Source organism: Variovorax sp. J31P207 (genome assembly GCF_030316965.1).
Classification (GTDB): Bacteria; Pseudomonadota; Gammaproteobacteria; order Burkholderiales; family Burkholderiaceae_C; genus Variovorax; species Variovorax ginsengisoli_B.
In genome coordinates, this window is the sequence record NZ_JASZYN010000006.1 from 124,920 (window position 1) to 149,025 (window position 24,106).

A 24,106-nucleotide genomic window follows, 5' to 3' on the forward strand; every position below is an offset into this window, starting at 1 on the left:
GCAACTCCACGCCTGCGCAAGCGGGCGTTTCCATTTCTGAAGTTCGAAAAACGATGACAGCCCAACTGATTGACGGCAACGCGCTCTCCAGGACGCTGCGCGCCGAGGTCGCCACCCGCGCCGCGGCGCTCAAGGCCCGCGGCGTGGTGCCCGGCCTGGCCGTGGTGCTGGTCGGCGAGAACCCGGCCAGCCAGGTCTACGTGCGCAACAAGGTCAAGGCCTGCGAGGACAACGGCCTGCACTCGGTGCTCGAGAAGTACCCGGCCGACCTCAGTGAAGCCGACCTGCTGGCCCGCGTCGAGGCCCTCAACAACGACCCGGCCATCCACGGCATCCTGGTCCAGCTCCCCCTGCCGGCCCACATCGATGCCCAGAAGGTGATCGAGGCGATCGCGCCGGCCAAGGACGTCGACGGCTTCCACGTCGCCAGCGCCGGCGCCCTCATGACCGGCTCGCCCGGCTTCTGGCCCTGCACCCCCTACGGCTGCATGAAGATGCTCGAGTCGATCGGCTACGAGCTGCGCGGCAAGCACGCGGTGGTCATCGGCCGCAGCAACATCGTCGGCAAGCCGATGGCCCTGATGCTGCTGGCCAAGAGCGCCACCGTCACCATCTGCCACAGCGCGACCGCCGACCTGGGCGCCATGACCCGCCAGGCCGACGTGGTGGTGGCGGCGGTCGGCAAGCGCAACGTGCTCACGGCCGACATGGTCAAGCCCGGCGCCGTCGTCATCGATGTCGGCATGAACCGCAACGACGAAGGCAAGCTCTGCGGCGACGTCGATTTCGCCGGCGTGCGCGAGGTGGCCGGCTGGATCACGCCGGTGCCAGGCGGCGTCGGCCCGATGACCATCACGATGCTGCTGGTGAACACGATCGAGGCCGCAGAACGCACGGCCGCCGCCAGCGCCACTTGAACTCGCGCCCCCCGTCCGCCATCTGAATCAGACCATGACCAATCCGCTCCTCGACTTCAACGACCTCCCGCTGTTCGACCAGATCAAGCCGGAGCATGTCGCACCGGCGGTCGACGCCCTGCTCGCCGGCGCCGAGTCGGCCTTGCAGGCGGTGACCGAGCCCGCCTTTCCGGCCGAGTGGACGGCCATCGCGAAGGTGCTGGACGTGGCGTCGGAGCGATTCAGCCGCGCCTGGGGCGCGGTCGGCCACCTCAACGCCGTGGCCGACACCCCCGAGCTGCGGGCCGCCTACAACGAGGCCATGCCGCGCGTCACCGCCTTCTGGACCCGCCTGGGCTCGGACGAGCGGCTGTACGCCAAGTACAAGGCCATCGACCCCGCGACCCTGAACCCCGAGCAGCGTCAGGCGCACCGCAACGCGATCCGCAACTTCGTGCTCGGCGGCGCCGAACTGCAAGGCGCGGCCAAGGCCCGCTTTGCCGAGATCCAGGAACGCCAGGCCGAGCTGAGCCAGAAGTTCAGCGAGAACGCGCTCGACGCCACCGACGCCTTCGCCTGGTACGCCGTGCTCGAAGACCTCGACGGCGTGCCTGAAGACGTGATCGGCGCCGCCCGCGCGGCCGCCGAAGCCGAGGGCAAGGACGGCTACAAGCTCACGCTCAAGATGCCCTGCTACCTGCCGGTGATGCAGTTCGCCCGCAGCAGCGCGCTGCGCGAGCGGCTTTATCGCGCCTACGTCACGCGGGCCAGCGAATTCGGCGACCCGGCCTTCGACAACACGGCGCTGATCCGCGAGATCCTCGCGCTGCGCCAGGAAGAAGCCAAGCTCCTCGGCTACCCCAACTTCGGCGAGCTCTCGATCGTGCCGAAGATGGCCGAGTCGGCCGACCAGGTGATCAAGTTCCTGCGCGACCTCGCGGCCAAGGCCCGGCCCTACGGCGAGCGCGACCTGGCCGACCTGCGGGCCTTCGCCGCCGAGCACCTGGGGCTCGCAGATCCCCAGCCCTGGGACTGGACCTATGTCGGCGAGAAGCTCAAGGAAGCGCGCTACGCCTTCAGCGAGCAGGAGGTCAAGCAGTACTTCACGGCGCCCAAAGTGATGGCGGGCCTGTTCAAGATCGTCGAGACCCTGTTCGAGGTGTCGATCCAGCGCGACACGGCGCCGGTCTGGCACCCCAGCGTGGAGTTCTACCGCATCGAGCGCGCCGGCCAGAAGGTCGGCCAGTTCTACCTCGATCCCTCGGCCCGCGCCGCCAAGCGTGGCGGCGCCTGGATGGACGACGTCCGAGCCCGCTGGCTGCGCCCGGACACCGGCCGGCTGCAGACGCCGGTCGCCCAGCTGGTCTGCAACTTCGCCGAGGGCGTCGACGGCAAGCCGCCGCTGCTCACGCACGACGACGTCACCACCCTCTTCCACGAGTTCGGCCACGGCCTGCACCACATGCTGACCCGCATCGACGAACGCGACGTCTCCGGCATCAGCGGCGTCGAATGGGACGCGGTCGAGCTGCCGAGCCAGTTCATGGAGAACTTCTGCTGGGAATGGGACGTGCTCGCCCACATGACCTCGCACGTCGACACCGGCGCGCCGCTGCCGCGCCCCCTGTTCGACAAGATGACCGCGGCCAAGAACTTCCAGAGCGGCCTGCAGACCCTGCGCCAGATCGAGTTCTCGCTCTTCGACATGCTGCTGCACACCCGCTACGACGCCGCCACCGCCCAGCCGGGCGACGTGATGGCGCTGCTGGCCGCGGTGCGCCAGGAAGTCGCGGTGATGCCGGCGCCGGAATTCAGCCGCACGCCGAACACCTTCAGCCACATCTTCTCGGGCGGCTACGCGGCCGGCTACTACAGCTACAAGTGGGCCGAAGTGCTGAGCGCGGATGCCTACGCAGCGTTCGAGGAGACCGCGGGCGCCAACGGCGAGCCGAGCATCGAAACCGGGCGCAAGTACCGCGAGGCGATTCTCGAAGCCGGCGGCAGCCGCAGCGCGATGGAGTCCTTCAAGGCTTTCCGGGGCCGCGAGCCCCAACTCGATGCGTTGTTGCGACACCAGGGCATGGCCGAGGCGCAGCCAGCCTGACATACTTCGTTACATTGGAATCCGGAAAGCACCAATGAAACTCCAGACTGCCCTCGCGGGCCTCACCTTGCTGCTGGTCGCCGGCGCTGCGCTGGCGCAGCCGGTCTACCGCAACGTCGACAAGAACGGCAAGGTCACGTTCTCCGACCAGCCGCCGAGCGCCAACGCGCCGGCGGCGCCGGCCCGGGCCGGCAACAGCGTCGCGAGCGCGGGCGGCGGGCTGCCCTACGAGTTGCGGCAGGTGGTCCAGCGCTATCCGGTCACGCTCTACGCCAGCGAGGACTGCGGCCCTTGCGCCGCCGGCCGCTCGCTGCTGGTCACGCGCGGCGTGCCTTTCGACGAACGCACGGTCAAGTCCAACGAGGACGTGGCGGCGCTCCAGCGCCTGAGCGGCCAGAGCTCGCTGCCGCTGCTGACGATCGGATCGCAGCAGCTCAAGGGCTTCGGTGACGCCGAGTGGTCGCAGTACCTGGATGCGGCCGGCTATCCCAAGAGCTCGCAATTGCCGGCCGGCTGGCGCAACGGCCCTGCCCAGCCGCTGGTGGCGCAGCAACCCGCGGCAGAGCCCGCGCCGGCCGCCGCGGCACCGGCGCCTTCGCCGGCGGCCGACCTGCCGGCTGCGGCCAACGGCCCGACGCCGAGCAACCCGGCCGGGATCCGGTTCTAGCAGCTTCCGGCGTCCCCTCAGCCGAAGTTCATCGTGCGCACGCCCGAGGGCGTCGCCAGCAGGCAGACGCTGGCGCGCTGGTGGGCGAACACGCCGACCTCGACCACGCCGGGCCACCGGTTCACCTCGTTCTCGAAGTCGAGCGGATCGGTGATCCGCAGGCCGGTCACGTCGACGATGTGCTGGCCGTTGTCGGTCACCAGCGGGGCGCCGTCCTTCTCGCGCACCTGCGCCAGGCCGCCCAGCCGCGAGAACTGCCGCATGATGCGCCGGGCCGCCATCGGGATGACTTCGACCGGCAGCGGGAAGGCGCCCAGCGTGTTCACCAGCTTGGAGGCATCGGCGATGCAGACGAAGCGCTTCGACTGCGCCGCCACGATCTTCTCGCGCGTGAGCGCGGCGCCGCCGCCCTTGATCATGTAGCCGCGGCCATCGATCTCGTCGGCCCCGTCGATGTAGACCGCCAGTTCGTTGACGGCATTGCTGTCGAACACCTCGATGCCCAGCGCCCGCAGCCGCTCGGTCGATGCCACCGAGCTCGAGACCGCACCCCGGATCTGGTCCTTGATGCCGGCCAGCGCCTCGATGAACTTGTTCACGGTCGAGCCGGTGCCGACGCCGATGATCTCGCCCTTGGGCACGTAGTCCAGCGCGGCACGGCCGACCAATGCCTTGAGTTCGTCCTGCGTCAGGACGGGAGCGGGTGCGGAGGAAGTCATCGGGGAGAATCCTGGGCTGATTGAAGTCTGAAGCCGAGAATTATCCGATGCTCCTGCCGTTGCCCTCCTCTCTTTACGGGCTTGCCCGCCCCTTCCTGTTCGGATTCGACGCCGAACGGGCCCACGAGCTGACCCTGGACGCGCTGGCGCGGACCCAGAACACGCCGCTGGCCTGCGCCTACGCGGCGCCGCGCGTGGCCGATCGGATCACCCTGGCAGGGCTGTCGTTCCCGAATCGGGTCGGACTGGCGGCGGGCCTTGACAAGAACGCCCGCTGCATCGACGCCTTCGGCGCCATGGGCTTCGGCTTCGTCGAAGTCGGGACGGTCACGCCCAAGCCGCAGCCGGGCAACGCGAAGCCGCGGATCTTTCGCCTGCCGCAGCGCGACGCCCTGATCAACCGGCTCGGCTTCAACAATGAAGGCCTCGAGGCCTTCATCGCCAACGTGCAGCGGGCCCGCTTCCGGCGCGACACCTCGAGGCCGCCGATGCTGCTGGGGCTCAACATCGGCAAGAACGCCGCCACCCCGATCGAGCGCGCGGTCGACGACTACCTGGTCTGCCTCGATGGCGTCTATCCGCACGCCGACTATGTCGCGATCAACATCTCGAGCCCGAACACCGCCAACCTGCGCTCGCTGCAAAGCGACGAGGCACTCGATGGCCTGCTCGGTGCCGTGGCCGACAAGCGCGAAGCGCTGGCGGCGCGCCAGGGCAAGCGGGTGCCGCTGTTCGTCAAGATCGCGCCCGACCTCGACGAGGCGCAGGTCAAGGTGATCGCCGCGACGCTGCTGCGCCACCGGATGGACGGCGTCATCGCCACCAACACCACGCTGGCGCGCGACGCCGTGGCCGGCCTGCCCCATGCCGAAGAAACCGGCGGCCTGTCGGGTGCACCCGTGCGCGAAGCCAGCAACCGGGTGATCGGCCAATTGCGCGCAACGCTCGGCAAGGGCTTTCCGATCATCGGCGCAGGCGGCGTGCTGAGCGCAGCGGACGCCCTGGCCAAGGTCGAGGCCGGCGCCGACCTGGTGCAGATCTACACCGGGCTCATCTACCGCGGCCCGGCACTGGTGCGCCAGGCCGCCCAGGCCCTGCGCGCAGGCAAAGCCTGAGACGCTTCAGCCGCGCATCCGCCAGAGCACCGGGGCGATCACTGTCGCCCAGCGGACCAGGCGGCGCGGGCCCAGCACGGCGATCACCGCGGCGGTCGCGACCCCGGTAGCGATCGGGTGTTCGCGCGCGATGCGCAGGGCCGCAGCCGAGGCGGTTTCGGGCTGGCCCGGTGCTTCGCCGACGCCGCTGGCCGCCGCCTCCAGGGTCGCGATGCGCGCGCGCTGGCGCTCGATACGCGCCAGCAGCTGCTCGCTGGTGAGCGAAGGCGCATGCGGGTCGTCTTCGTCCTGGTCGGCACCGAAGCGCTGGTGGATCCAGGCTAGATCGCGTTCGAAGGTCACGCGCGCCGAATCGAAGGCCGAGGACTTGCGCAGCGTGCCCATGAGCAGCAGCACGGCCGCGATCCAGAGCCCGCCCCACACCAGCGCCAGCACCCAGGCCACCGTGGCGCGATACGGCGTGTCCCAGAAATGCACCACGATCGCCACCGACAGCAGCGCGATGACGACGGTGGTCAGCCCGGCGACCGCCACCCCGAGGCCGAGCATCAGCCGCAGGCGCTGCTTCTCCTCGTCCCAGGCCAGCCGCAGGAGCTGGGCGCGATCACCGGCGGCCAGCGCCCCTTCGCCGGCCAGGATGCGCAGGCGCCGCAGGCGGGACTTGATTCCGAACAGGGCGCTGAGGCTCATCCTCCGAACTCCGCCGCGCCCTTGGGGCGTTGATCAGCGGCGCCCAAGCAGCAGGCCCACCAGCACACCCACGGCCAGCGCGGCGCCGGCAATTTGCCACGGTTCGTCATGCGCGTAGGCATTGGCCGTATTGGCGGCTTCACGGGCCTTCTGCGCGGCGATGCGGCTCTTCTCGGCCGCCAGCTCGCGCGCGATCGCCAGCTTGCTGTCGATGCGCTGGCGCAGTGCCTTGATATGCGGCACGGAATCGAGGTCCTTGCTGGCGAGCACGCCGCGCACATCGCTGGCGATGTCTTCGGCCACGGCGTTGGCCGCGGCTTCGAGGTTGGTGGAAGCAGTCATCGAAAAAGGTCCTCCTCATTCACGCCGGCACCGCGCCGGCGACACCGCGCCGACAAAACGGCACGCCGTTCCATGGTACATGCCCGCGCGGCTCTACGACAGCAGATCACCGACCAAGCGGCCGATCGCCAGGCTGCTGGTGAGCCCCGGCGACTCGATCCCGAACAGGTTGACCAGCCCGGGCACGCCGTGCGCCGCCGGGCCCTGGATCATGAAGTCGGCCGCGGCGTCCCCGGGACCGGATATCTTGGGTCGGATGCCGGCATAGCCCGGCACCAGCGCACCGTCCGGCAGCGCCGGCCAGTACTTGCGCACCTCGGCATAGAAGCCCTCGCCGCGCGCCGGGTCCACCACCAGGTCGTCGGGCGATGCCACCCACTGCACGTCCGGGCCGAATTTGGCTTGGCCGCCGAGATCGAGGGTCAGGTGCACGCCCAGTCCCGCGGCCTCGGGCACCGGATAGATCAGGCGGCTGAACGGCGCCCGGCCGGCGAGCGTGAAATAGCTGCCCTTGGCGAACCAGGCCCCCGGCACCGCGGCTGCGCGCAGGCCGTCGAACTGCCGGGCCAGCTGCGGCGCGGCCAGACCGGCCGCATTGACCACGCTGTTGCAGCGCAGGGCCGTGCCGTCGGAAGCCTTCAGCACGATGCCGGCGCCGCCGCACTCGGCGCCGACGACGCCGGACTTCAGCGCCAGCACGCCGCCAGCATGCTCGAGGTCGCCCTGCAGGCTCAGCATCAGCGCGTGGCTGTCGACGATGCCGGTGCTCGGCGAATGGAGGGCCGCCAGGCATTCGAGCGCCGGCTCCATCGCCCTGGCCTGCGTGCGCGAGAGCGGCACGAGGTCGTCGACGCCGTTGGCGCGCGCCTTGGCGGCGATCGCCTCGAGCTGCCCGACCTGCGCTTCGCTGGTGGCGACGATCAGCTTGCCGCAGCGCCGATGCGGCAGCCCGCGTTCTTCGGCGTACGCGTACAGACGCTGCTTGCCCTCGACGCACAGCTGCGCCTTCAGGGAGCCCTGGGGATAGTAGATGCCGGCGTGGATCACCTCGCTGTTGCGCGAACTGGTGCCGGTGCCGATCGCGCCCTCGGATTCGAGCACGATGACCTCGCGTCCCCGCAGGGCCAGCGCGCGCGCCACGGCCAGACCCACCACGCCGGCGCCAATGACGGCGCAATCGAATTCGTCCATCCCGCAAGCTTAGCGTGCGGGATGCCGACGATGAAGAAAGTGATTGGTGGGCGGTGGAGGCTTCGAACCTCCGACCCCAGCAGTGTGAATGCTGTGCTCTACCCCTGAGCTAACCGCCCCCGGTACACGGTGTCAGAGTGAATCTGGCCGCACACCTTTTGGATGTTTTCGCACCGTGCGATGCGAAGCCTGCGATTATGCCACAGCTTTTTCGGCCGTCTGGCGAAAAAGCGTTCGGCCGTTGCTGGACTTGTCGAGCTGCGCCAAAACCTCTTCGTGGGCGGCGAGTTCGTGCTCGGTCGCGACCAGCACCGGCAGCTCGAAGGCGCTCAGGTCGATCGCCAGCACCGCACCGTGCGCGGGCTCGTTCGACGCGACATCGATCAGCAGCGCATCCTGTCCGCGCGTGAGGTTGATGTAGACGTCGGCCAGCAGCTGGGCGTCGAGCTTGGCGCCGTGGAAGGTGCGGTTCGACCGGTCGACCCCGAAGCGATCGCACAGCGCATCGAGCGAGTTGCGCTTGCCCGGATAGACCGCCTTGGCCATGGCGAGCGTGTCGGTCACCTCGCCGACGAAGCTGGCGAGCGGCGGCAGGCCGGCGAGTTCGAGTTCCTTGTTGAGGAAGCCGACGTCGAAGGCCGCGTTGTGGATGATCAGCTCGGCATCGCGCAGGTAGTCGACGACATCCTGCGCCAGCGTCGCGAACTTCGGCTTGTCGCGCAGGAAATCGGTGGTCAGCCCGTGCACCTTCAGCGCGTCCTCGTGGCTCTCGCGCTCGGGGTTGAAGTAGATGTGCAGGTCGTTGCCGGTCAGCTTGCGATTGAACAGCTCCACGCATCCCAGTTCGATGACGCGGTCGCCGTTCTCGGCCGACAGGCCGGTGGTCTCGGTGTCTAGAACGATGAGCCTGGACATCAGTGGTTTTCTTTGGCGTGGTTGATCGAGTACTTCGGGATCTCGACCGTCAAGTCGGTCTGGGCGAGTATCGCCTGGCAGCTCAGGCGCGATTGCGGCTCCAGGCCCCAGGCGCGGTCGAGCAGGTCTTCTTCGCCCTCTTCCGCCTCGTTCAGCGACTCGATGCCCTTGCGGACGATCACGTGGCAGGTGGTGCAGGCGCAGCTCATCTCGCAGGCATGCTCGATGTTGATGTGGTTCTCGAGCATGGCCTCGCAGATCGAGGTGCCGGCCGGCGCCGTGATCTCGGCGCCTTGCGGGCAGTACTCGGAATGGGGAAGGATCTTGATCGTGGGCATGTTCTAGAGGGATTCGATCTGTCGGCCGGCGAGCGCACGCGCGATGCCGGCATTCATTCGGGCGGCCGCGAAGGCTTCGGTGCCGTCGGCCAGTGCCTTGGTGGCGGCCTCGACGACGGCAGCATCGTCGGCCGAGCGCGCACTGCGCAGCGCGGCCATCAGCTGCTCGATCGCGGCGTGCTCCTCGGCCGACAGCAGCGAGGCGTCGGCGTCCAGCGCGCTCTGCGTCGCCATCAGCATGCGGTCGGCATCGACGCGCGCCTCAACCAGTGCGCGGGCCTGCATGTCCTGCTGCGCGGTCGCGAAGCTGTCCTTCAGCATGGCCGCGATCTGCTCGTCGGACAGCCCGTAGGAAGGCTTGACCGCGACGCTGGCCTCGACGCCGCTGCCCTGCTCCTTCGCGCTCACGCTGAGCAGGCCGTCGGCATCGACGGTGAACGTGACCCGGATGCGCGCCGCGCCGGCGACCATCGGCGGGATGCCGCGCAGCTCGAAGCGCGCCAGGCTGCGGCAGTCGGCGACCAGGTCACGCTCGCCCTGCACCACGTGCAGCGCCAGCGCGGTCTGGCCGTCCTTGTAGGTGGTGAAGTCCTGCGCCATCGCGGTCGGGATGGTCTGGTTGCGCGGCACGATCCGCTCGACCAGGCCGCCCATGGTCTCGATGCCGAGCGACAGCGGAATCACGTCGAGCAGCAGCAGGTCGCCGGCGCCGCCGTTGCCGGCCAGTTGGTTGGCCTGGATCGCGGCGCCAAGCGCCACGACCTGGTCCGGGTCCAGGTTGGTCAGCGGCTCGCGGCCGAGGCAATCGGCCACCGCACGGCGGACCTGAGGCATGCGCGTGGCGCCGCCGACCAGCACGATGCCCTGCAGTTCGCCCGGCGCCAGCCGCGCATCGCGCAGCACGCGCCGCACGGCCGCGATGGTGCGCGCGGTCAGCGCGGCGGTGGCGGCTTCGAACTGCTCGCGCGACACGTCGACCCGGATGTCGCCATCCGCCAGGTGGGCGACGAAAGGCGCGGATGGCGCCTCCGAGAGGGCCTCCTTGGTGGCCCGGGCGGCGACCAGCAGGGCCGCCCGATCGGCATCGCTGCGCGCCTCGAGCCCGCACTGCGACAGCACGAGGCCGGCCAGCGCATGGTCGTAGTCGTCGCCGCCCAGCGCCGAATCGCCGCCGGTCGCGATGACTTCGAACACGCCTTGCGTGAGCCGCAGGATCGAGATGTCGAAGGTGCCGCCACCGAGGTCGTAGACGGCGTAGACGCCTTCGCTGGCATTATCCAGCCCGTAGGCGATCGCAGCCGCGGTCGGCTCGCTGATGAGCCGCAGGACGTGGAGGCCGGCGAGCTGCGCCGCATCCTTGGTGGCCTGGCGCTGGCCTTCGTCGAAGTAGGCCGGCACGGTGATCACGACGCCATGGAGGTCGTCGTTGAAAGTGTCTTCGGCCCGGTAGCGCAGGGTCGCCAGGATCTCGGCGCTGACTTCGGTCGGCGACTTCTCGCCGGCCGCCGTCTGGACCTTGACCATGCCGCCGTCGCCCGCCAGGTGGTAGGCCATCGCCTCGCGGTTGGCGATGTCCGCCAGGCCGCGGCCCATCAGCCGCTTGACCGAGGTGATGACATTGGACGGATCGCTCGCCCGCGCGGCCAGCGCGTCGAAGCCGATCTGCCGGCGCTCGGCGTCGAGGTAGCGCACGGCGGAGGGCAGCAGCACGCGGCCTTCGGCGTCGGGCAGGCATTCGGCCACGCCGTTGCGCACCGCCGCGACGAGCGAATGGGTGGTGCCGAGGTCGATGCCGACCGCGATGCGACGCTGGTGCGGATCGGGCGCCTGGCCCGGTTCTGAAATCTGGAGCAATGCCATCGCGCTATTTTCTCTATTGGTCGACCTTGGCCTCGATGTCCTCGGCAAAGCGCTCGATGAACATGAGGGCTCTCACTTGCCGTGCCGCTTCTGCGTAGTCGCCCTTCTCGTCGATCAGCCAGTCGAGCGAGGACAGCGCACGCGCGCGGGCCGCCTCGACCTCCGCGCGCAGCTTCTCGAACGCGGCCGCGTCCTGGGCGTCGTCGAGCTCCTCGCGCCACGCCATCTGCTGCATCAGGAAGGCGGCCGGCATCGCCGTGTTGGTCTCGGCCCGGATCGGCGCGCCGTTCAGCTGGCACAGGTAGGTGGCCCGCTTGATCGGGTTCTTGAGCCGCTGGTAGGCCTCGTTGATGCGCACCGACCACTGCATCGCCAGCCGCTGCGCCGCGCCGCCCTGCGCCGCGAAGCGGTCGGGATGGGCCTCGCGCTGCAGTTCCTTCCAGCGGGTGTCGAGGGCGCCGCGGTCCTGCGCAAAGGTCGCCGGCACGGCGAAAAGCACGAAATCGGTGTCGTTCAGGTTCATGACGTTAAAAAGCCGCCGGCACGTTGGTGTGGGCGGCTTGGGCGCATCGCAAGCGGGGGCTCAGATGCGAAAACTCTCGCCGCAGCCGCAACGGTCGCGTTCGTTCGGGTTGTTGAACTTGAAGCCCTCGTTGAGGCCCTCGCGCACGAAGTCGAGCTGCGTGCCGTCGATGTAGGCCAGGCTCTTCGGGTCGACCAGCACCTTGATGCCATGGTCTTCGAACACCACGTCTTCGGGCGCGAATTCGTCCACGTACTCGAGCTTGTAGGCCAGGCCCGAGCAGCCGGTGGTCTTGACGCCCAGCCGCACGCCCACGCCCTTGCCTCGTTTGCCGAGGTAGCGGGAGACGTGGCGCGCGGCCGATTCGGTCAGGGTCACAGCCATGTCAGTGAACGGATTCCGCCGCCACGGCCGCGACGCCGTGCTTGGCCTTGTAGTCGCTGACAGCCGCCTTGATCGCGTCTTCGGCCAGGATCGAGCAGTGGATCTTGACCGGCGGCAGCGCCAGTTCCTCGGCGATCTGCGAATTCTTGAGCGCCGCTGCTTCGTCGAGCGTCTTGCCCTTGACCCATTCGGTCACGAGCGAGGACGAGGCGATCGCCGAGCCGCAGCCGTAGGTCTTGAAGCGCGCGTCTTCGATCACGCCGGTCTCGGGGTTGACCTTGATCTGCAGCTTCATGACGTCGCCGCAGGCCGGCGCGCCGACCATGCCGGTGCCGACTGAGTCGTCGCCCTTTTCGAAGGAGCCGACGTTGCGGGGATTTTCGTAGTGGTCAATGACCTTGGATGAGTAAGCCATGGTGGGGTACCTCTGTGAATTTTCAGTGAGCCGACCACTGGATCGTGCTGATGTCGATGCCGTCCTTGAACATCTCCCACAGCGGGCTGAGTTCGCGCAGCTTGGCGACGTTGTGCTTTATGGTCGAGATCGCGTAGTCGATTTCTTCTTCGGTCGTGAAACGGCCGATGGTCATGCGCAGGCTGCTGTGGGCCAGTTCGTCGCTGCGGCCGAGTGCACGCAGCACGTAGCTGGGCTCCAGGCTGGCCGATGTGCAGGCCGAGCCGCTGGACACCGCCAGGCCCTTGATGCCCATGATCAGCGACTCGCCTTCGACGTAGTTGAAGCTGATGTTCAGGTTGTGCGGTACCCGGTGTTCGAGGTTGCCGTTGATGAAGACCTGCTCGACGTCCTTCAGGCCGTCGAGCAGCCGCTTCTGCAGCGCGGTGGCCTTGGCGATGTCTTCCTTCATCTCGAGCTTGGCCAGGCGGAAGGCCTCGCCCATGCCGACGATCTGGTGCGTCGGCAGGGTGCCCGAGCGCATGCCGCGCTCGTGGCCGCCGCCGTGCATCTGGGCCTCGAGCCGCACGCGCGGCTTGCGGCGCACGTACAGCGCGCCGATGCCCTTGGGGCCGTAGGTCTTGTGCGAAGCCAGGCTCATGAGGTCGATCGGCAGCGTCTTGACGTCGATCTCGACCTTGCCCGTGGCTTGCGCCGCGTCGACGTGGAAGATCACGCCCTTCTCGCGGCAGATGTTGCCGAGCGCGACCACGTCCTGGATCACGCCGATCTCGTTGTTGACGAACATCACGCTCGCCAGGATGGTGTCGGGACGGATCGCGGCCTTGAACGCCTCGAGGTCGAGCAGGCCGTCTTCCTGGACGTCCAGGTAGCTCACTTCGAAGCCCTGGCGCTCGAGTTCGCGCATGGTGTCGAGCACCGCCTTGTGCTCGGTCTTGACCGTGATGAGGTGCTTGCCCTTGCCCTTGTAGAAATGCGCCGCACCCTTCAGTGCGAGGTTGTTCGACTCGGTGGCGCCGGAGGTCCAGACGATCTCGCGCGGATCGGCGCCGATCAGGTCGGCCACCTCGACACGGGCCTTCTCGACGGCCTCCTCGGCCTCCCAGCCCCAGGCGTGGCTGCGCGACGCCGGGTTGCCGAAATGCTCGCGCAACCAGGGAATCATCGCATCGACGACGCGCGGGTCCACCGGCGTGGTGGCGCCGTAGTCGAGGTAGATGGGGAAATGAGGGGTGACGTCCATGGCTGGCTCAGGCTGGCGTGGGGTTGATCGTTGTGTGTGGTGTTTCAAGCGAGGCGCCCGGAGGCGCCGCCGGATCAGGATTTGGCGAAGGCGTTGCCCAGTGCGAACACCGAGTTCGGTGCGTTCACGCGGATCGGCTTGACCACCGGCTGGGCCGAGATCGCCCGCTTGACGGCCGGCTTGTTCTCGATCTGCACGCCCTTGGCGATCTGGTCGTCGACCAGCTTCTGCAAGGTGACGGAGTCGAGGAACTCGACCATCCGCTGGTTCAGCGAAGCCCACAGCTCGTGCGTCATGCAGCGCCCGGCCTCGCCGAGGCAGTTTTCCTTGCCGCCGCACTGGGTGGCGTCGATCGGCTCGTCGACCGAGACAATGATGTCGGCCACCGTGATGTCGGCCGCCTTGCGGCCGAGCGAATAGCCGCCGCCGGGACCGCGGGTGGACTCCACCAGTTCATGGCGGCGCAGCTTGCCGAACAGCTGCTCCAGATAGGACAGCGAAATCTGCTGCCGCTGGCTGATCGCGGCCAGCGTGACCGGACCGGTGTTCTGGCGCAGTGCCAGATCGATCATGGCCGTAACCGCAAAGCGGCCTTTGGTAGTGAGACGCATCGCAAGCTCCTTGAGTGCTTACCGTGGAAAGGACACCGAACCCCCCGGGCCGCGGTGACGTCGTCTCCGCCCTGCACGACCCCGGTCCGATCGGTGAACCGAAAGGTTGGAGTCGCCCTTCATCGCGAAGTTCTTTTGTTCTTGAGTATTTCGGTCAAGTATAGCAGAAGCCCCTGCGGGCTGCTGGGGTAAACCCGGTGGCGGCCGGGGAGACCTGATCAGTTGGGGACAGAGCAAAAACTGCTTCGCAGTTTCTTGGTCTGTCCCGCAAGGTCTCAGATGGAAATGTTGTCGTGCCCGGAGGCCCCGAAAGCCTGCTCCCGGAGTTCGGCCAACTGGTCGCGGACCCGGGCGGCCTTCTCGAATTCGAGGTTCCGGGCGTGCTCCAGCATGAGCTTCTCGAGCCGCTTGATCTCGCGCGCCACGTCCTTTTCGGACATGTCCTCGACCTTGGCGCGCTCCAGCTCGCGCTTGGCCGCCTCCTTGCCCGATTTCTCGCTGTAGACGCCGTCGATCAGGTCGCGCACCTGTTTCACGATGCTGCGCGGCGTGATGCCGTGGGTCTCGTTGTAGGCGATCTGGCGGGCCCGGCGCCGCTCGGTCTCGCCGATCGCCTTCTTCATCGAATCCGTCATCCGGTCGGCGTAGAGGATGGCCTTGCCGTTCAGGTTGCGCGCGGCGCGGCCGATGGTCTGGATCAGGGAGCGCTCGGCGCGCAGGAACCCTTCCTTGTCGGCATCGAGGATCGCCACCAGCGAGACCTCGGGGATGTCCAGGCCTTCGCGCAGCAGGTTGATGCCGACCAGCACGTCGAAGCTGCCCAGGCGCAGGTCGCGCAGGATTTCGACCCGCTCGACCGTGTCGATGTCGCTGTGCAGGTAGCGCACCTTGACGCCGTTGTCGCTCAGGTAGTCGGTCAGCTGCTCGGCCATGCGCTTGGTCAAGGTGGTGATCAGCACCCGCTCGTTCTTGTCGACCCGCAGGCGGATCTCCTGCAGCACGTCGTCGACCTGGTGGGTGGCGGGGCGGACCTCGACCTCGGGGTCGATCAGGCCGGTGGGGCGCACCAGCTGCTCCACCACGTTGCCGGCGTTGTCCTTCTCGTACTGCGCCGGGGTGGCCGAGACGAAGATGCACTGCCGCATCCGGGTCTCGAACTCCTCGAACTTGAGGGGGCGGTTGTCCAGCGCCGACGGCAGCCGGAAGCCGTACTCGACCAGCGTGGTCTTGCGCGCCCGGTCGCCGCTGTACATGCCGTTCAGCTGGCCGATCATCTGGTGGCTCTCGTCGAGGAACATCAAGGCGTCCTTCGGCAGGTAGTCGGTCAGCGTGGCCGGCGGCTCGCCGGGCGCGGCGCCCGAGAGATGCCGCGTGTAGTTCTCGATGCCCTTGCAGTGGCCGATCTCGGCCAGCATCTCGAGGTCGAAACGGGTGCGCTGCTCGATGCGCTGCGCCTCGACCAGCTTGCCTTCGGCGACGAAGAACTTGAGCCGCTCGTCGAGTTCGAGCTTGATGGTCTCGACCGCGCTGAGCACCTTGTCGCGCGGCGTCACGTAGTGGCTCGACGGATAGACCGTGAAGCGCGGGATCTTCTGCCGGATACGGCCGGTGAGCGGATCGAACAGCTGCAGCGACTCGATCTCGTCGTCGAACAGCTCGATGCGGATCGCCAACTCGCTGTGCTCGGCCGGGAAGACGTCGATGGTGTCGCCGCGCACCCGGAAGGTGCCGCGCGAGAAATCCTGCTCGTTGCGCGTGTACTGCATGCGGATCAGGCGGCCGATCACGTCGCGCTGACCGATCTTGTCGCCCTGGCGCATGATGAAGCGCATCTGCGTGTAGTCCTCGGGCGTGCCGATGCCGTAGATGGCGCTCACGGTCGCCACGATCACCGTGTCGCGCCGCTCCAGCACGCTCTTGGTGGCCGACAGCCGCATCTGCTCGATGTGCTCGTTGATCGAGCTGTCCTTCTCGATGAACAGGTCGCGCTGCGGCACGTAGGCCTCGGGCTGGTAGTAGTCGTAGTAGCTGACGAAATACTCGACTGCGTTCTTCGGGAAGAACTCGCGGAATTCGCTGTAGAGCTGGGCCGCCAGCGTCTTGTTGGGCGCAAAGACGATCGCCGGCCGGCCGAGCCGGGCGATCACGTTGGCCATCGTGAAAGTCTTGCCCGAGCCGGTGACGCCCAGCAGGGTCTGGAACACCTCGCCGTCCTGCACGCCCTCGACCAGCCCCGCGATCGCCTTCGGCTGGTCGCCGGCCGGCGGATAGGGCTGGAAAAGCTCGAACGGCGACCCGGGAAAACTGACGAATTCGCCCGGCTTGTGCGGCCCCACCGGGTCGGCATGTTGCGGTTCGGGAATGACTTCTGAGGTTTCTGGCATGGCGTGGACGGCTGAAGCTGGTGGCGTGGCCGGTAAAATTCAAGCTAACCGGGCAGCGTAACGCAGGACCCGGCTTCACGTGAACCGCTCATCCAAAGGACTTTCCATGTCAATGTTCACCGCCGTCGAAATGGCGCCTCGCGACCCGATCCTGGGCCTCAACGAGCAATACGCAGCCGACGGCAATCCGAAAAAGGTCAATCTCGGCGTGGGCGTGTACTACGACGACAACGGCAAGCTGCCGCTGCTGAAGTGCGTGCAGGCCGCGGAAGAAGACATGATGAAGGCGCCCAGCGCCCGCGGCTACCTGCCGATCGACGGCATCGCCGCCTATGACAACGCGGTCAAGGGCCTGGTCTTCGGCGCCGACAGCGAACCCGTGAAATCCGGCCGCGTCGCCACCATCCAGGCCATCGGCGGCACCGGCGGCCTGAAGGTCGGCGCCGACTTCCTCAAGAAGCTCACCCCCGGCGCCAAGGTGCTGATCAGCGACCCGAGCTGGGAAAACCACCGCGCGCTGTTCACCAACGCCGGTTTCACGGTCGAGAGCTACCCCTACTACGACGCCGCCAAGCGCGGCATCGACTTCGAGGGCATGCTGGCCGCGCTCACGGCGGCGCCGGCCGGCACCATCGTCGTGCTGCACGCCTGCTGCCACAACCCGACCGGCTACGACATCACGCCGGCCCAGTGGGACCAGGTCATCGCCGCGGTCAAGGCCGGCGGGCTGACCCCCTTCCTCGACATGGCCTACCAGGGCTTCGGCCACGGCATCCAGGAAGACGGCGCGGTGATCGGCAAGTTCGTCCAGGCCGGCCTGACCTTCTTCGTCTCGACCTCCTTCTCGAAGAGCTTCAGCCTGTACGGCGAGCGCGTGGGCGCCCTCTCGGTGCTGTGCGAGAACAAGGAAGAGGCCGCCCGCGTGCTGTCGCAGCTCAAGATCGCGATCCGCACCAACTACAGCAACCCGCCGATCCACGGCGGCGCGGTGGTGGCAGCCGTCCTCAACGACCCGGCACGGCGCGCCGTCTGGGAAGCGGAACTGGCCGAAATGCGGGTGCGCATCAAGGCCATGCGCCAGAAGCTGGTCGACGGCCTGAAGGCCGCCGGCGTGAAGCAGGACATGGGCTTCATCACCTCGCAGATCGGGATGTTCAGCTATTCGGGCCTGACCAAGGACCAGATGGTGCGCCTGCGCGAAGAGTTCGGGGTCTACGGCACCGACACCGGCCGGATGTGCGTGGCGGCGCTCAACAGCAAGAACATCGACTACGTCTGCGAGAGCATCGCCAAGGTGCTCTGACGGCGGTTCCGGCCGTTCGCGGCGCCCTGCCGGCGCCGCCGCGTGAAGATGTCACGACTGGGGCCCCCGAATGGGGCGCCCCCTCTATTTTGCGGGGTGGGCTGCTGATATATTGCATTGCAACAACTCTCAGAATCCCCGATGCTCTACCAACTTTACGAAGCGCAGCGCTCCCTCATGGAGCCGTTCGCCGACTTCGCACAGGCCGCTTCCAAACTTTACGGCCAAAGCACGGCATTCGGACAGGCACCGCTGGCGCAGCGCATCGCGGCCGGCTACGACCTCTTGTACCGCCTGGGCAAGGACTACGAGAAGCCGGAATTCGGCATCAAGACCGTCAAGGTCGATGGCCACGACGTGGTGATCCATGAAAGCGTCGAGCTCGAGAAGCCGTTCTGCAAGCTGCGCCGCTTCAAGCGCTTCACCGACCAGCCGGAAACCCTGAAGACGCTCAAGAGCCAGCCGGTGGTGCTGGTGGTGGCGCCGCTGTCGGGTCACTATGCGACCTTGCTGCGCGACACGGTGCGCGCCCTGCTGCAAGGCCACAAGGTCTACATCACCGACTGGACCAACGCCCGGCTGGTGCCGCTGTCCGAAGGCAAGTTCCACCTCGACGACTACATCAACTACGTCGAGGAGTTCATCCGCTACCTGCAGACCGAATACGGCAACTGCCACGTCATCAGCGTCTGCCAGCCCACGGTGCCGGTGCTGGCGGCGGTGTCGCTGATGGCCAGCCGCGGCGAGCAGATCCCGCTGTCGATGACCATGATGGGCGGACCGATCGATGCCCGCAAGTCGCCGACCGCGGTCAACAACCTGGCGATGAACAAGAGCTTCGAGTGGTTCGAGAACAACGTGATCTACCGCGTGCCGGACGGCTTCCCGGGTGCCGGACGCCGCGTCTACCCGGGCTTCCTGCAGCACACCGGCTTCGTTGCGATGAACCCGGAAAACCATGCCAGCAGCCACTACGACTACTTCAAGAACCTGATCAAGGGCGATGACGCCAGCACCGAGGCGCACCGCAAGTTCTACGACGAGTACAACGCCGTGCTCGACATGGACGCCGACTACTACCTGGACACCATCCGCACCGTGTTCCAGCAGTTCGACCTGGTGAACGGCACCTGGCAGGTGACCAACCCCCAGGGCGAGCGCGAACTGGTGCGCCCGCAGGACATTCGCGGCATCGGCCTGCTGACGATCGAAGGCGAGCTCGACGACATCTCGGGCTCCGGCCAGACGCGCGCGGCGCACGAACTCTGCACCGGCGTCGTCGCCAGCGAGCAGCACCACTACGAGGTCAAGGGCGCGGGCCACTACGGCATCTTCAGCGGCCGCCGCTGGCGCGAACTGGTCTACCCCGAAGTCCAGGCCTTCATTGCCCAGCACGACAAGCCGCAGAAACGCGCGGGCCCGCCGGTGCCGGTCGCCGAAGACATGGTGCGGCCGGCAACGGCACGGAAGGCGACGCGCAGCGCCGAGCCCGCCACCGCCGCAGCGCGCAAGAAGGCCCCCGCCACCCAGACGAAGCGGGTGGCGCGCAAATCCGCCTGAGGCCGTGGACCCGCGCACTGCCACCCTGCTGGACGCGCTGCCGCAGACGCAGTGCACCCGTTGCGGCTACCCTGACTGCGCCGGCTACGCCGAAGCCATCGCGGCCGGCGAGGCCGACATCAACCAATGCCCGCCAGGAGGCGCCGAGGGCGTGCAGCGGCTGTCCGACCTGACCGGCCGGCCCGCCCGGGCCCTCGACCCGCAGTTCGGCATCGAGCTGCCACGCACCCTGGCGGTCATCGACGAGGCCTGGTGCATCGGCTGCACCCTGTGCCTCGATGCCTGCCCGACCGATGCCATCGTCGGCATCCACAAGCGCATGCACACCGTCATCGACGCCCATTGCACGGGCTGCGAGCTGTGCATTCCCGCCTGCCCGGTCGACTGCATCTCGCTGGAGACGGTCACGCCGGGCCGCACCGGATGGCAGGCCTGGTCGCAGGCACAGGCCGACCACGCGCGTGCGCGCTACGCGTTGCACGCCGCCCGGCAGGCCTCAGGCGCGGCTTCGGCCGTGCCTCCGAGCGAGGCGCCGGCGGCGGCACCCGAGGCGGCCGACCGCAAGCGCTCCATCATCGAGGCGGCGCTGGCCCGGGCCCGTGCCGCCGCCAGCCAGCGCCGCGAACCATGAGCCTCGACACCCTGCTGCTCTACGCGCTGGCCTCGATCGCGCTCGCCATCACGCCGGGGCCGACCATGCTGCTCGCGCTCTCCAACGGCATCTCGGGCGGCATGCGCGCGGCCGCCTGGGGCATCGCCGGGGCGTCGATCGGGAGCTGCGTCGTGATCACCACGGTGGCGCTGGGACTGGGTTCGCTGCTGGCGGCGTCCGAATGGCTCTTCAATGCGATTCGCGTCGCCGGCGTGCTCTACCTGGTCTGGCTCGGCGTCAAGCTCTGGCGCATGCCACCGGCGGATGTCGGCGCGGCGCTGGCCGTGTCGGGGGTCCCGCCGCTGCGCGGCCGGCTGGCGCTGCTGCGCAGCCTGGCGGTGGCGCTGTCGAATCCGAAGTCGCTGCTGTTCTTCGCGGCCTTCCTGCCTCAGTTCGTCGACGTCGCCCATCCGCAGGGGCCCCAGTACCTGGTTCTGGGCGTCATCTTCGTCTGCATCGACACACTGGTGATGCTGAGCTACGCCTCCGCCGGCACCCAGGCCGTGCGCTGGCTTTCGCAGCGCAGCCTGCGCGCGCTCAACCGCGGCTGTGCAGTCGGCATGTGGCTGCTGGCCGCCACGCTGGCGATTTGGCGCCGCCCCGGCTAGTTGCTGCTCGCCCCCAGGTTGGGCGTCAGCCGCCGGCCAAGGTCGAGAAGGCGGTCACTACTTCCGGGGGAGCCTGCACCATTTCAATCAGGACGCCCTCGCCCGCAATCGGGAATTCGTCATTGCTCTTCGGATGCAGGAAGCAGATGTCGAATCCGGCCGCGCCCTTGCGGATGCCGCCGGGCGCGAAGCGAACGCCCTGGGCCGTGAGCCATTCGACGGCCTTGGGCAGGTCGTCGATCCACAGGCCCACGTGATTCAGCGGCGTGGTGTGGACCGCCGGCTTCTTCTCGGGGTCGAGCGGCTGCATCAGGTCGACCTCGACCTTGAAGGGGCCGCTGCCGATGGCGCAGATGTCTTCGTCGACGTTCTCGCGCTCGCTCTTGAAGGTGCCGGTGACCTCCAGGCCCAGCATGTCGACCCACAGCTTCTGCAGCCGGGTCTTGTCCGGGCCGCCGATCGCGATCTGCTGGATGCCCAGCACCTTGAATGGACGCGTCATGCGCATGCTCCTTGTTCGGTGGTCGAACGGGCCTTCAGGCCCAGCCTGGCCAGCAGCTGGACGTCGGCCTCGACATCGGGGTTGCCCGTGACCAGCAGCTTGTCGCCGTAGAAGATCGAATTGGCGCCGGCCAGGAAGCACAGCGCCTGCACCGCATCGCCGAGTTGCTGGCGACCCGCGGACAGCCGCACGCGTGCCTTCGGCATCGTGATGCGGGCGACGGCGATCATGCGCACGAAGTCCAGCGGATCAATGGGCGGCGCATCAGCCAGCGGCGTGCCGGGCACGCGCACCAGGCTGTTGATCGGCACCGATTCCGGGTAGGGATCGAGGTTGGCGAGCTGGGCGATGAGCCCCGCCCGGTGCACCGGCGCCTCGCCCATGCCGACGATGCCGCCGCAGCAGACGCTGATCCCGGCGGCGCGCACGTGGGCCAGCGTATCGAGCCGGTCCTGGTAGCTGCGGGTGTCGACGATGTCGGTGTAGTACTCGGGCGCCGTGTCGAGGTTGTGGTTGTAGTAGTCGAGCCCGGCCGCCTTGAGCTGCAGCGCATGCTGCGGCTCGAGCATGCCGAGCGTGGCGCAGGTCTGCAGGCCCAGGCCCTTGACGGCCTCGACCAGCACCGCGATCTTCTCGACGTCGCGATCCTTGGGCGCGCGCCAGGCGGCGCCCATGCAGAAGCGCGTGGCGCCGGCGTCCCTGGCGGCCTGCGCAGCGCGCAGCACCTCGTCGACCTCCATCAGCTTCTGCGCCTTGACGCCGGTGTCAAACTCGGCCGACTGCGGGCAATAGCCGCAGTTCTCGGGACAGCCGCCGGTCTTCACCGACAGCAGCGTGGCAAGCTCGATGTCGCCGTCGGGGAAATGGGCGCGGTGCACCGCCTGGGCCTCGAACAGCAGGTCGTTGAAGGGCTTGTCGAGCAAGGCCTGCACGGCCTCCACCGACCATGGCCCGGACCGTGGAAGCGGCGGCGGCACCGGCCGATGCAAGGTGACGGCCTTGGCCGTCGACATGTCGTTGGCCCCCATCTATGCAAACTCCATGATGATCTGGTCGACCGCCAGCGATTCGCCCCTGGCCGCCGCGATGTGGCCGACCACGCCGTCCTGCGTCGCGAACAGCACGTTTTCCATCTTCATCGCCTCGATGACGGCGAGCTTCTCGCCGGCCTGCACTTGCTGGCCAGGCTGGACCGAGACTTCGACCAGGAGGCCAGGCATCGGCGACATCAGGAACTTGCTCAGGTCCGGCGGCGCCTTGTAGGGCATCAGCGAGAGCAGCTGCGCGCCCAGCGGCGACAGCACTATCGCCTCGATCTGCGTGCCGTTGTGCGACACCCGCAATGCCAGCGGATTCTTGCCCGCGCCGCGCTCGACCTGCGCGGTGAAGGCGCGGCCGTTGACCAGGCCCTCGACCCGGATGTTCCCGAGCTGTGCGCGGCTGTCGATCTTGTAGCTGTTGCTGCCGACCGTCACCGCGCTGGAGCCGGTCTGGCCATGGAAGTCGGTGACCGACACCGACTTGTGGACATGCTGGCCCCGCGCGTCCAGCACGACCGCGACGAACTCTTCGCCGACCTTCACGCCGTGCCCTTCGAGCTGGCCGCTGATGCCCGACGCGCGCGCCCGGTAGCGGCGATGCACGAAGGCCGCCAGCGCGACCAGGAAATCGGGATCATCGTGCGGCACGTCCTCGGCATGGAAGCCCTTGCCGTAGTGCTCGGCGATGAAGCCGGTGTTGAAGTCGCCGCTGACGAACTTGGGATGGGCCAGCAGCGCCGCCTGGAAGGGGATGTTGCTGCTGATGCCGCGGATCACGAAGCCGTTGAGCGCCTCGCGCATCAGCGCGATGGCGTGGGCGCGGTCGCGGCCATGGACGATCAGCTTGGCGATCATCGAGTCGTAGAACATCGGGATCTCGCCGCCGTCGTAGACGCCGGTGTCGACCCGCACGCCGTACAGGTGCTCGGTGTCGGCGGAGAACATGGTCTCCTTGGGCGGCTGGAAGCGCACCAGCCGGCCGGTCGAGGGCAGGAAGTTGCGGAACGGGTCTTCGGCGTTGATGCGGCATTCGATCGCCCAGCCCTCGCGCTTGACGTCCTTCTGCGCCAGCGGCAGCTTCTCGCCGGCGGCGACGCGGATCATCAGCTCGACCAGGTCCAGGCCGGTGATCGCCTCGGTCACAGGGTGCTCGACCTGCAGCCGGGTGTTCATTTCCAGGAAGTAGAAGCTCTGGTCCTTGCCGACCACGAACTCCACCGTGCCCGCGCTCTGGTACTTCACGGCCTTGGCCAGCGCCACGGCCTGCTCGCCCATCGCCTTGCGCGTGGCGTCGCTGATGAAAGGCGACGGTGCTTCCTCGATCACCTTCTGGTGGCGGCGCTGGATCGAGCATTCGCGCTCGTTCAGGTAGATCACGTGGCCGTGCGAGTCGCCCAGCACCTGGATCTCGATGTGTCGCGGCTCCTCGACGAACTTCTCGATGAAGACCCGGTCGTCGCCGAAGCTGTTGCGGGCCTCGTTGCGGCACGAGGTGAAGCCCTCGAAGGCTTCCTTGTCGTTGAAGGCCACGCGCAGGCCCTTGCCGCCGCCGCCGGCCGAGGCCTTGATCATCACCGGGTAGCCGATGTCCTTGGCGATCTGCACCGCGCGCTCGGCGCTCTCGATGGCGTCGTTCCAGCCGGGGATGGTGTTGACCTTGGCTTCGTTGGCGAGCTTCTTCGAGGCGATCTTGTCGCCCATCGCGGCGATCGAGTAGTGCTTCGGGCCGATGAAGACGATGCCCTCCTCCTCGACCTTGCGCGCGAAGGCCTCGTTCTCGGACAGGAAGCCGTAACCGGGGTGCACGGCTTCGGCGCCGCACGCCTTGCAGGCGGCGATGATGCGATCGGCCTGCAGGTAGCTGTCGCGGCTGGCCGAGCCGCCGATATGCACCGCCTCGTCGGCCAGCTCGACGTGGCGCGCGTCCTTGTCGGCATCGGAATAGACGGCGACCGTGAGGATGCCCATCTTCTTCGCCGTCTTGATGACGCGGCAGGCGATCTCGCCGCGGTTGGCGATCAGGATTTTCTTGAACATGTTGTTG

General features: G+C 67.9%; 24 protein-coding genes and 1 tRNA gene. 8 read left to right on the top strand and 17 right to left on the bottom strand.

What is annotated here, in order from left to right; all coding sequences use genetic code 11:
* Window positions 1-53 precede the first annotated feature (53 nt).
* Genes folD through QTI68_RS21160 form a run of 3 tightly spaced genes read left to right on the top strand, consistent with a single transcriptional unit; the run spans window position 54 to window position 3,667 of the window.
* Window positions 54-917, top strand: a complete 864-nt coding sequence (gene folD / locus QTI68_RS21150; protein ID WP_286524154.1) for a bifunctional methylenetetrahydrofolate dehydrogenase/methenyltetrahydrofolate cyclohydrolase FolD — start codon at window positions 54-56, stop codon at window positions 915-917.
* Between the two features lie 34 nt (window positions 918-951).
* A complete protein-coding gene (locus QTI68_RS21155; protein ID WP_286524157.1) occupies window positions 952-3,000 on the top strand; it encodes a M3 family metallopeptidase in 2,049 nt (682 codons plus the stop codon).
* A gap of 34 nt (window positions 3,001-3,034) precedes the next feature.
* Window positions 3,035-3,667, top strand: coding sequence for a glutaredoxin family protein (locus tag QTI68_RS21160; protein ID WP_286524160.1), 633 nt, complete (start codon window positions 3,035-3,037; stop codon window positions 3,665-3,667).
* A 17-nt stretch (window positions 3,668-3,684) separates the two neighbouring features.
* Here QTI68_RS21160 and rpiA read toward each other — a convergent pair whose 3' ends face one another.
* Window positions 3,685-4,386: a ribose-5-phosphate isomerase RpiA gene (rpiA, locus tag QTI68_RS21165; protein WP_286524162.1), complete on the bottom strand. Its 702-nt coding sequence runs from the start codon at window positions 4,384-4,386 to the stop codon at window positions 3,685-3,687.
* A gap of 47 nt (window positions 4,387-4,433) precedes the next feature.
* On the opposite strand from rpiA, the gene QTI68_RS21170 reads away from it, so the two are divergent.
* A complete protein-coding gene (locus QTI68_RS21170; RefSeq protein ID WP_286524164.1) occupies window positions 4,434-5,501 on the top strand; it encodes a quinone-dependent dihydroorotate dehydrogenase in 1,068 nt (355 codons plus the stop codon).
* Between the two features lie 6 nt (window positions 5,502-5,507).
* Here the strand turns inward: QTI68_RS21170 and QTI68_RS21175 are convergent, their stop codons facing one another.
* The 13 genes from QTI68_RS21175 to uvrB all read right to left on the bottom strand — a co-directional run bounded on the left by QTI68_RS21175 (window position 5,508) and on the right by uvrB (window position 16,397).
* Window positions 5,508-6,191, bottom strand: coding sequence for a phage holin family protein (locus QTI68_RS21175; protein WP_286524167.1), 684 nt, complete (start codon window positions 6,189-6,191; stop codon window positions 5,508-5,510).
* Window positions 6,192-6,224: 33 nt separating this feature from the next.
* Window positions 6,225-6,533, bottom strand: a complete 309-nt coding sequence (locus QTI68_RS21180) for a glycine zipper domain-containing protein (RefSeq protein WP_286524169.1) — start codon at window positions 6,531-6,533, stop codon at window positions 6,225-6,227.
* A gap of 93 nt (window positions 6,534-6,626) precedes the next feature.
* A complete protein-coding gene (locus tag QTI68_RS21185) occupies window positions 6,627-7,724 on the bottom strand; it encodes an NAD(P)/FAD-dependent oxidoreductase (RefSeq protein ID WP_286524172.1) in 1,098 nt (365 codons plus the stop codon).
* Window positions 7,725-7,768: 44 nt separating this feature from the next.
* Window positions 7,769-7,843, bottom strand: a tRNA-Val gene (locus tag QTI68_RS21190).
* A gap of 76 nt (window positions 7,844-7,919) precedes the next feature.
* Window positions 7,920-8,639: a DNA polymerase III subunit epsilon gene (gene dnaQ, locus QTI68_RS21195; RefSeq protein WP_286524174.1), complete on the bottom strand. Its 720-nt coding sequence runs from the start codon at window positions 8,637-8,639 to the stop codon at window positions 7,920-7,922.
* Window positions 8,639-8,977, bottom strand: coding sequence for an ISC system 2Fe-2S type ferredoxin (fdx, locus tag QTI68_RS21200; RefSeq protein ID WP_286524177.1), 339 nt, complete (start codon window positions 8,975-8,977; stop codon window positions 8,639-8,641). Before fdx ends, dnaQ begins: the two co-directional genes overlap by 1 nt.
* A gap of 3 nt (window positions 8,978-8,980) precedes the next feature.
* Window positions 8,981-10,837, bottom strand: a complete 1,857-nt coding sequence (hscA, locus tag QTI68_RS21205; RefSeq protein ID WP_286524180.1) for a Fe-S protein assembly chaperone HscA — start codon at window positions 10,835-10,837, stop codon at window positions 8,981-8,983.
* 13 nt (window positions 10,838-10,850) lie between these two features.
* Complete coding sequence (hscB, locus tag QTI68_RS21210; protein WP_286524182.1) at window positions 10,851-11,360, bottom strand: Fe-S protein assembly co-chaperone HscB; 510 nt, start codon at window positions 11,358-11,360, stop codon at window positions 10,851-10,853.
* Between the two features lie 60 nt (window positions 11,361-11,420).
* Window positions 11,421-11,744 (bottom strand): iron-sulfur cluster assembly protein IscA, encoded by a 324-nt coding sequence (gene iscA / locus QTI68_RS21215; protein ID WP_286507593.1) that lies wholly within the window; start codon window positions 11,742-11,744, stop codon window positions 11,421-11,423.
* 1 nt (window position 11,745) lies between these two features.
* Window positions 11,746-12,159, bottom strand: a complete 414-nt coding sequence (gene iscU, locus QTI68_RS21220) for a Fe-S cluster assembly scaffold IscU (RefSeq protein WP_286524184.1) — start codon at window positions 12,157-12,159, stop codon at window positions 11,746-11,748.
* Window positions 12,160-12,181: 22 nt separating this feature from the next.
* The gene (locus QTI68_RS21225) at window positions 12,182-13,402 is read right to left on the bottom strand and encodes an IscS subfamily cysteine desulfurase (protein ID WP_286524185.1); all 1,221 of its coding nucleotides are present in this window, start codon (window positions 13,400-13,402) and stop codon (window positions 12,182-12,184) included.
* 74 nt (window positions 13,403-13,476) lie between these two features.
* On the bottom strand, window positions 13,477-14,013 hold the full coding sequence (gene iscR / locus QTI68_RS21230; protein WP_158720462.1) for a Fe-S cluster assembly transcriptional regulator IscR: 537 nt from the start codon (window positions 14,011-14,013) through the stop codon (window positions 13,477-13,479).
* 275 nt (window positions 14,014-14,288) lie between these two features.
* On the bottom strand, window positions 14,289-16,397 hold the full coding sequence (gene uvrB / locus QTI68_RS21235; RefSeq protein ID WP_286524186.1) for an excinuclease ABC subunit UvrB: 2,109 nt from the start codon (window positions 16,395-16,397) through the stop codon (window positions 14,289-14,291).
* 106 nt (window positions 16,398-16,503) lie between these two features.
* Here uvrB and QTI68_RS21240 point away from each other — a divergent pair, with 106 nt between their 5' ends.
* From QTI68_RS21240 to QTI68_RS21255, 4 genes are all read left to right on the top strand, one after another.
* A complete protein-coding gene (locus QTI68_RS21240; protein ID WP_286524189.1) occupies window positions 16,504-17,700 on the top strand; it encodes an amino acid aminotransferase in 1,197 nt (398 codons plus the stop codon).
* Between the two features lie 141 nt (window positions 17,701-17,841).
* Entirely contained in the window at window positions 17,842-19,260 is a 1,419-nt protein-coding gene (locus tag QTI68_RS21245; protein ID WP_286524191.1) for a polyhydroxyalkanoate depolymerase, read from the top strand.
* Between the two features lie 4 nt (window positions 19,261-19,264).
* Complete coding sequence (locus QTI68_RS21250) at window positions 19,265-19,891, top strand: RnfABCDGE type electron transport complex subunit B (protein ID WP_286524194.1); 627 nt, start codon at window positions 19,265-19,267, stop codon at window positions 19,889-19,891.
* Window positions 19,888-20,520, top strand: a complete 633-nt coding sequence (locus QTI68_RS21255; protein WP_286524195.1) for a LysE family translocator — start codon at window positions 19,888-19,890, stop codon at window positions 20,518-20,520. Before QTI68_RS21250 ends, QTI68_RS21255 begins: the two co-directional genes overlap by 4 nt.
* 25 nt (window positions 20,521-20,545) lie before the next feature.
* Here the strand turns inward: QTI68_RS21255 and QTI68_RS21260 are convergent, their stop codons facing one another.
* Genes QTI68_RS21260 through QTI68_RS21270 form a run of 3 tightly spaced genes read right to left on the bottom strand, consistent with a single transcriptional unit; the run spans window position 20,546 to window position 24,099 of the window.
* Entirely contained in the window at window positions 20,546-21,022 is a 477-nt protein-coding gene (locus QTI68_RS21260) for a VOC family protein (RefSeq protein ID WP_286524201.1), read from the bottom strand.
* Window positions 21,019-22,050: a biotin synthase BioB gene (bioB, locus tag QTI68_RS21265; RefSeq protein ID WP_286524203.1), complete on the bottom strand. Its 1,032-nt coding sequence runs from the start codon at window positions 22,048-22,050 to the stop codon at window positions 21,019-21,021. The genes QTI68_RS21260 and bioB overlap by 4 nt, the downstream gene beginning before the upstream one ends.
* Window positions 22,051-24,099, bottom strand: coding sequence for an acetyl-CoA carboxylase biotin carboxylase subunit (locus QTI68_RS21270; RefSeq protein WP_286524205.1), 2,049 nt, complete (start codon window positions 24,097-24,099; stop codon window positions 22,051-22,053).
* Window positions 24,100-24,106: the final 7 nt, after the last annotated feature.

Bases quoted from the DNA above. Each gene is read 5' to 3' on its own strand.
- rpiA (WP_286524162.1), bottom strand. From the start codon at position 4,386: ATGACTTCCTCCGCACCCGCTCCCGTCCTGACGCAGGACGAACTCAAG.
- QTI68_RS21260 (WP_286524201.1), bottom strand. From the start codon at position 21,022: ATGACGCGTCCATTCAAGGTGCTGGGCATCCAGCAGATCGCGATCGGC.
- QTI68_RS21155 (WP_286524157.1), top strand. From the start codon at position 952: ATGACCAATCCGCTCCTCGACTTCAACGACCTCCCGCTGTTCGACCAG.
- QTI68_RS21225 (WP_286524185.1), bottom strand. From the start codon at position 13,402: ATGGACGTCACCCCTCATTTCCCCATCTACCTCGACTACGGCGCCACC.
- QTI68_RS21180 (WP_286524169.1), bottom strand. From the start codon at position 6,533: ATGACTGCTTCCACCAACCTCGAAGCCGCGGCCAACGCCGTGGCCGAA.
- folD (WP_286524154.1), top strand. From the start codon at position 54: ATGACAGCCCAACTGATTGACGGCAACGCGCTCTCCAGGACGCTGCGC.
- QTI68_RS21240 (WP_286524189.1), top strand. From the start codon at position 16,504: ATGTCAATGTTCACCGCCGTCGAAATGGCGCCTCGCGACCCGATCCTG.
- QTI68_RS21185 (WP_286524172.1), bottom strand. From the start codon at position 7,724: ATGGACGAATTCGATTGCGCCGTCATTGGCGCCGGCGTGGTGGGTCTG.
- QTI68_RS21270 (WP_286524205.1), bottom strand. From the start codon at position 24,099: ATGTTCAAGAAAATCCTGATCGCCAACCGCGGCGAGATCGCCTGCCGC.
- bioB (WP_286524203.1), bottom strand. From the start codon at position 22,050: ATGGGGGCCAACGACATGTCGACGGCCAAGGCCGTCACCTTGCATCGG.
- QTI68_RS21170 (WP_286524164.1), top strand. From the start codon at position 4,434: ATGCTCCTGCCGTTGCCCTCCTCTCTTTACGGGCTTGCCCGCCCCTTC.
- hscB (WP_286524182.1), bottom strand. From the start codon at position 11,360: ATGAACCTGAACGACACCGATTTCGTGCTTTTCGCCGTGCCGGCGACC.
- QTI68_RS21160 (WP_286524160.1), top strand. From the start codon at position 3,035: ATGAAACTCCAGACTGCCCTCGCGGGCCTCACCTTGCTGCTGGTCGCC.
- iscA (WP_286507593.1), bottom strand. From the start codon at position 11,744: ATGGCTGTGACCCTGACCGAATCGGCCGCGCGCCACGTCTCCCGCTAC.
- fdx (WP_286524177.1), bottom strand. From the start codon at position 8,977: ATGCCCACGATCAAGATCCTTCCCCATTCCGAGTACTGCCCGCAAGGC.
- QTI68_RS21175 (WP_286524167.1), bottom strand. From the start codon at position 6,191: ATGAGCCTCAGCGCCCTGTTCGGAATCAAGTCCCGCCTGCGGCGCCTG.
- QTI68_RS21245 (WP_286524191.1), top strand. From the start codon at position 17,842: ATGCTCTACCAACTTTACGAAGCGCAGCGCTCCCTCATGGAGCCGTTC.
- uvrB (WP_286524186.1), bottom strand. From the start codon at position 16,397: ATGCCAGAAACCTCAGAAGTCATTCCCGAACCGCAACATGCCGACCCG.
- QTI68_RS21255 (WP_286524195.1), top strand. From the start codon at position 19,888: ATGAGCCTCGACACCCTGCTGCTCTACGCGCTGGCCTCGATCGCGCTC.
- iscU (WP_286524184.1), bottom strand. From the start codon at position 12,159: ATGGCTTACTCATCCAAGGTCATTGACCACTACGAAAATCCCCGCAAC.
- dnaQ (WP_286524174.1), bottom strand. From the start codon at position 8,639: ATGTCCAGGCTCATCGTTCTAGACACCGAGACCACCGGCCTGTCGGCC.
- iscR (WP_158720462.1), bottom strand. From the start codon at position 14,013: ATGCGTCTCACTACCAAAGGCCGCTTTGCGGTTACGGCCATGATCGAT.
- hscA (WP_286524180.1), bottom strand. From the start codon at position 10,837: ATGGCATTGCTCCAGATTTCAGAACCGGGCCAGGCGCCCGATCCGCAC.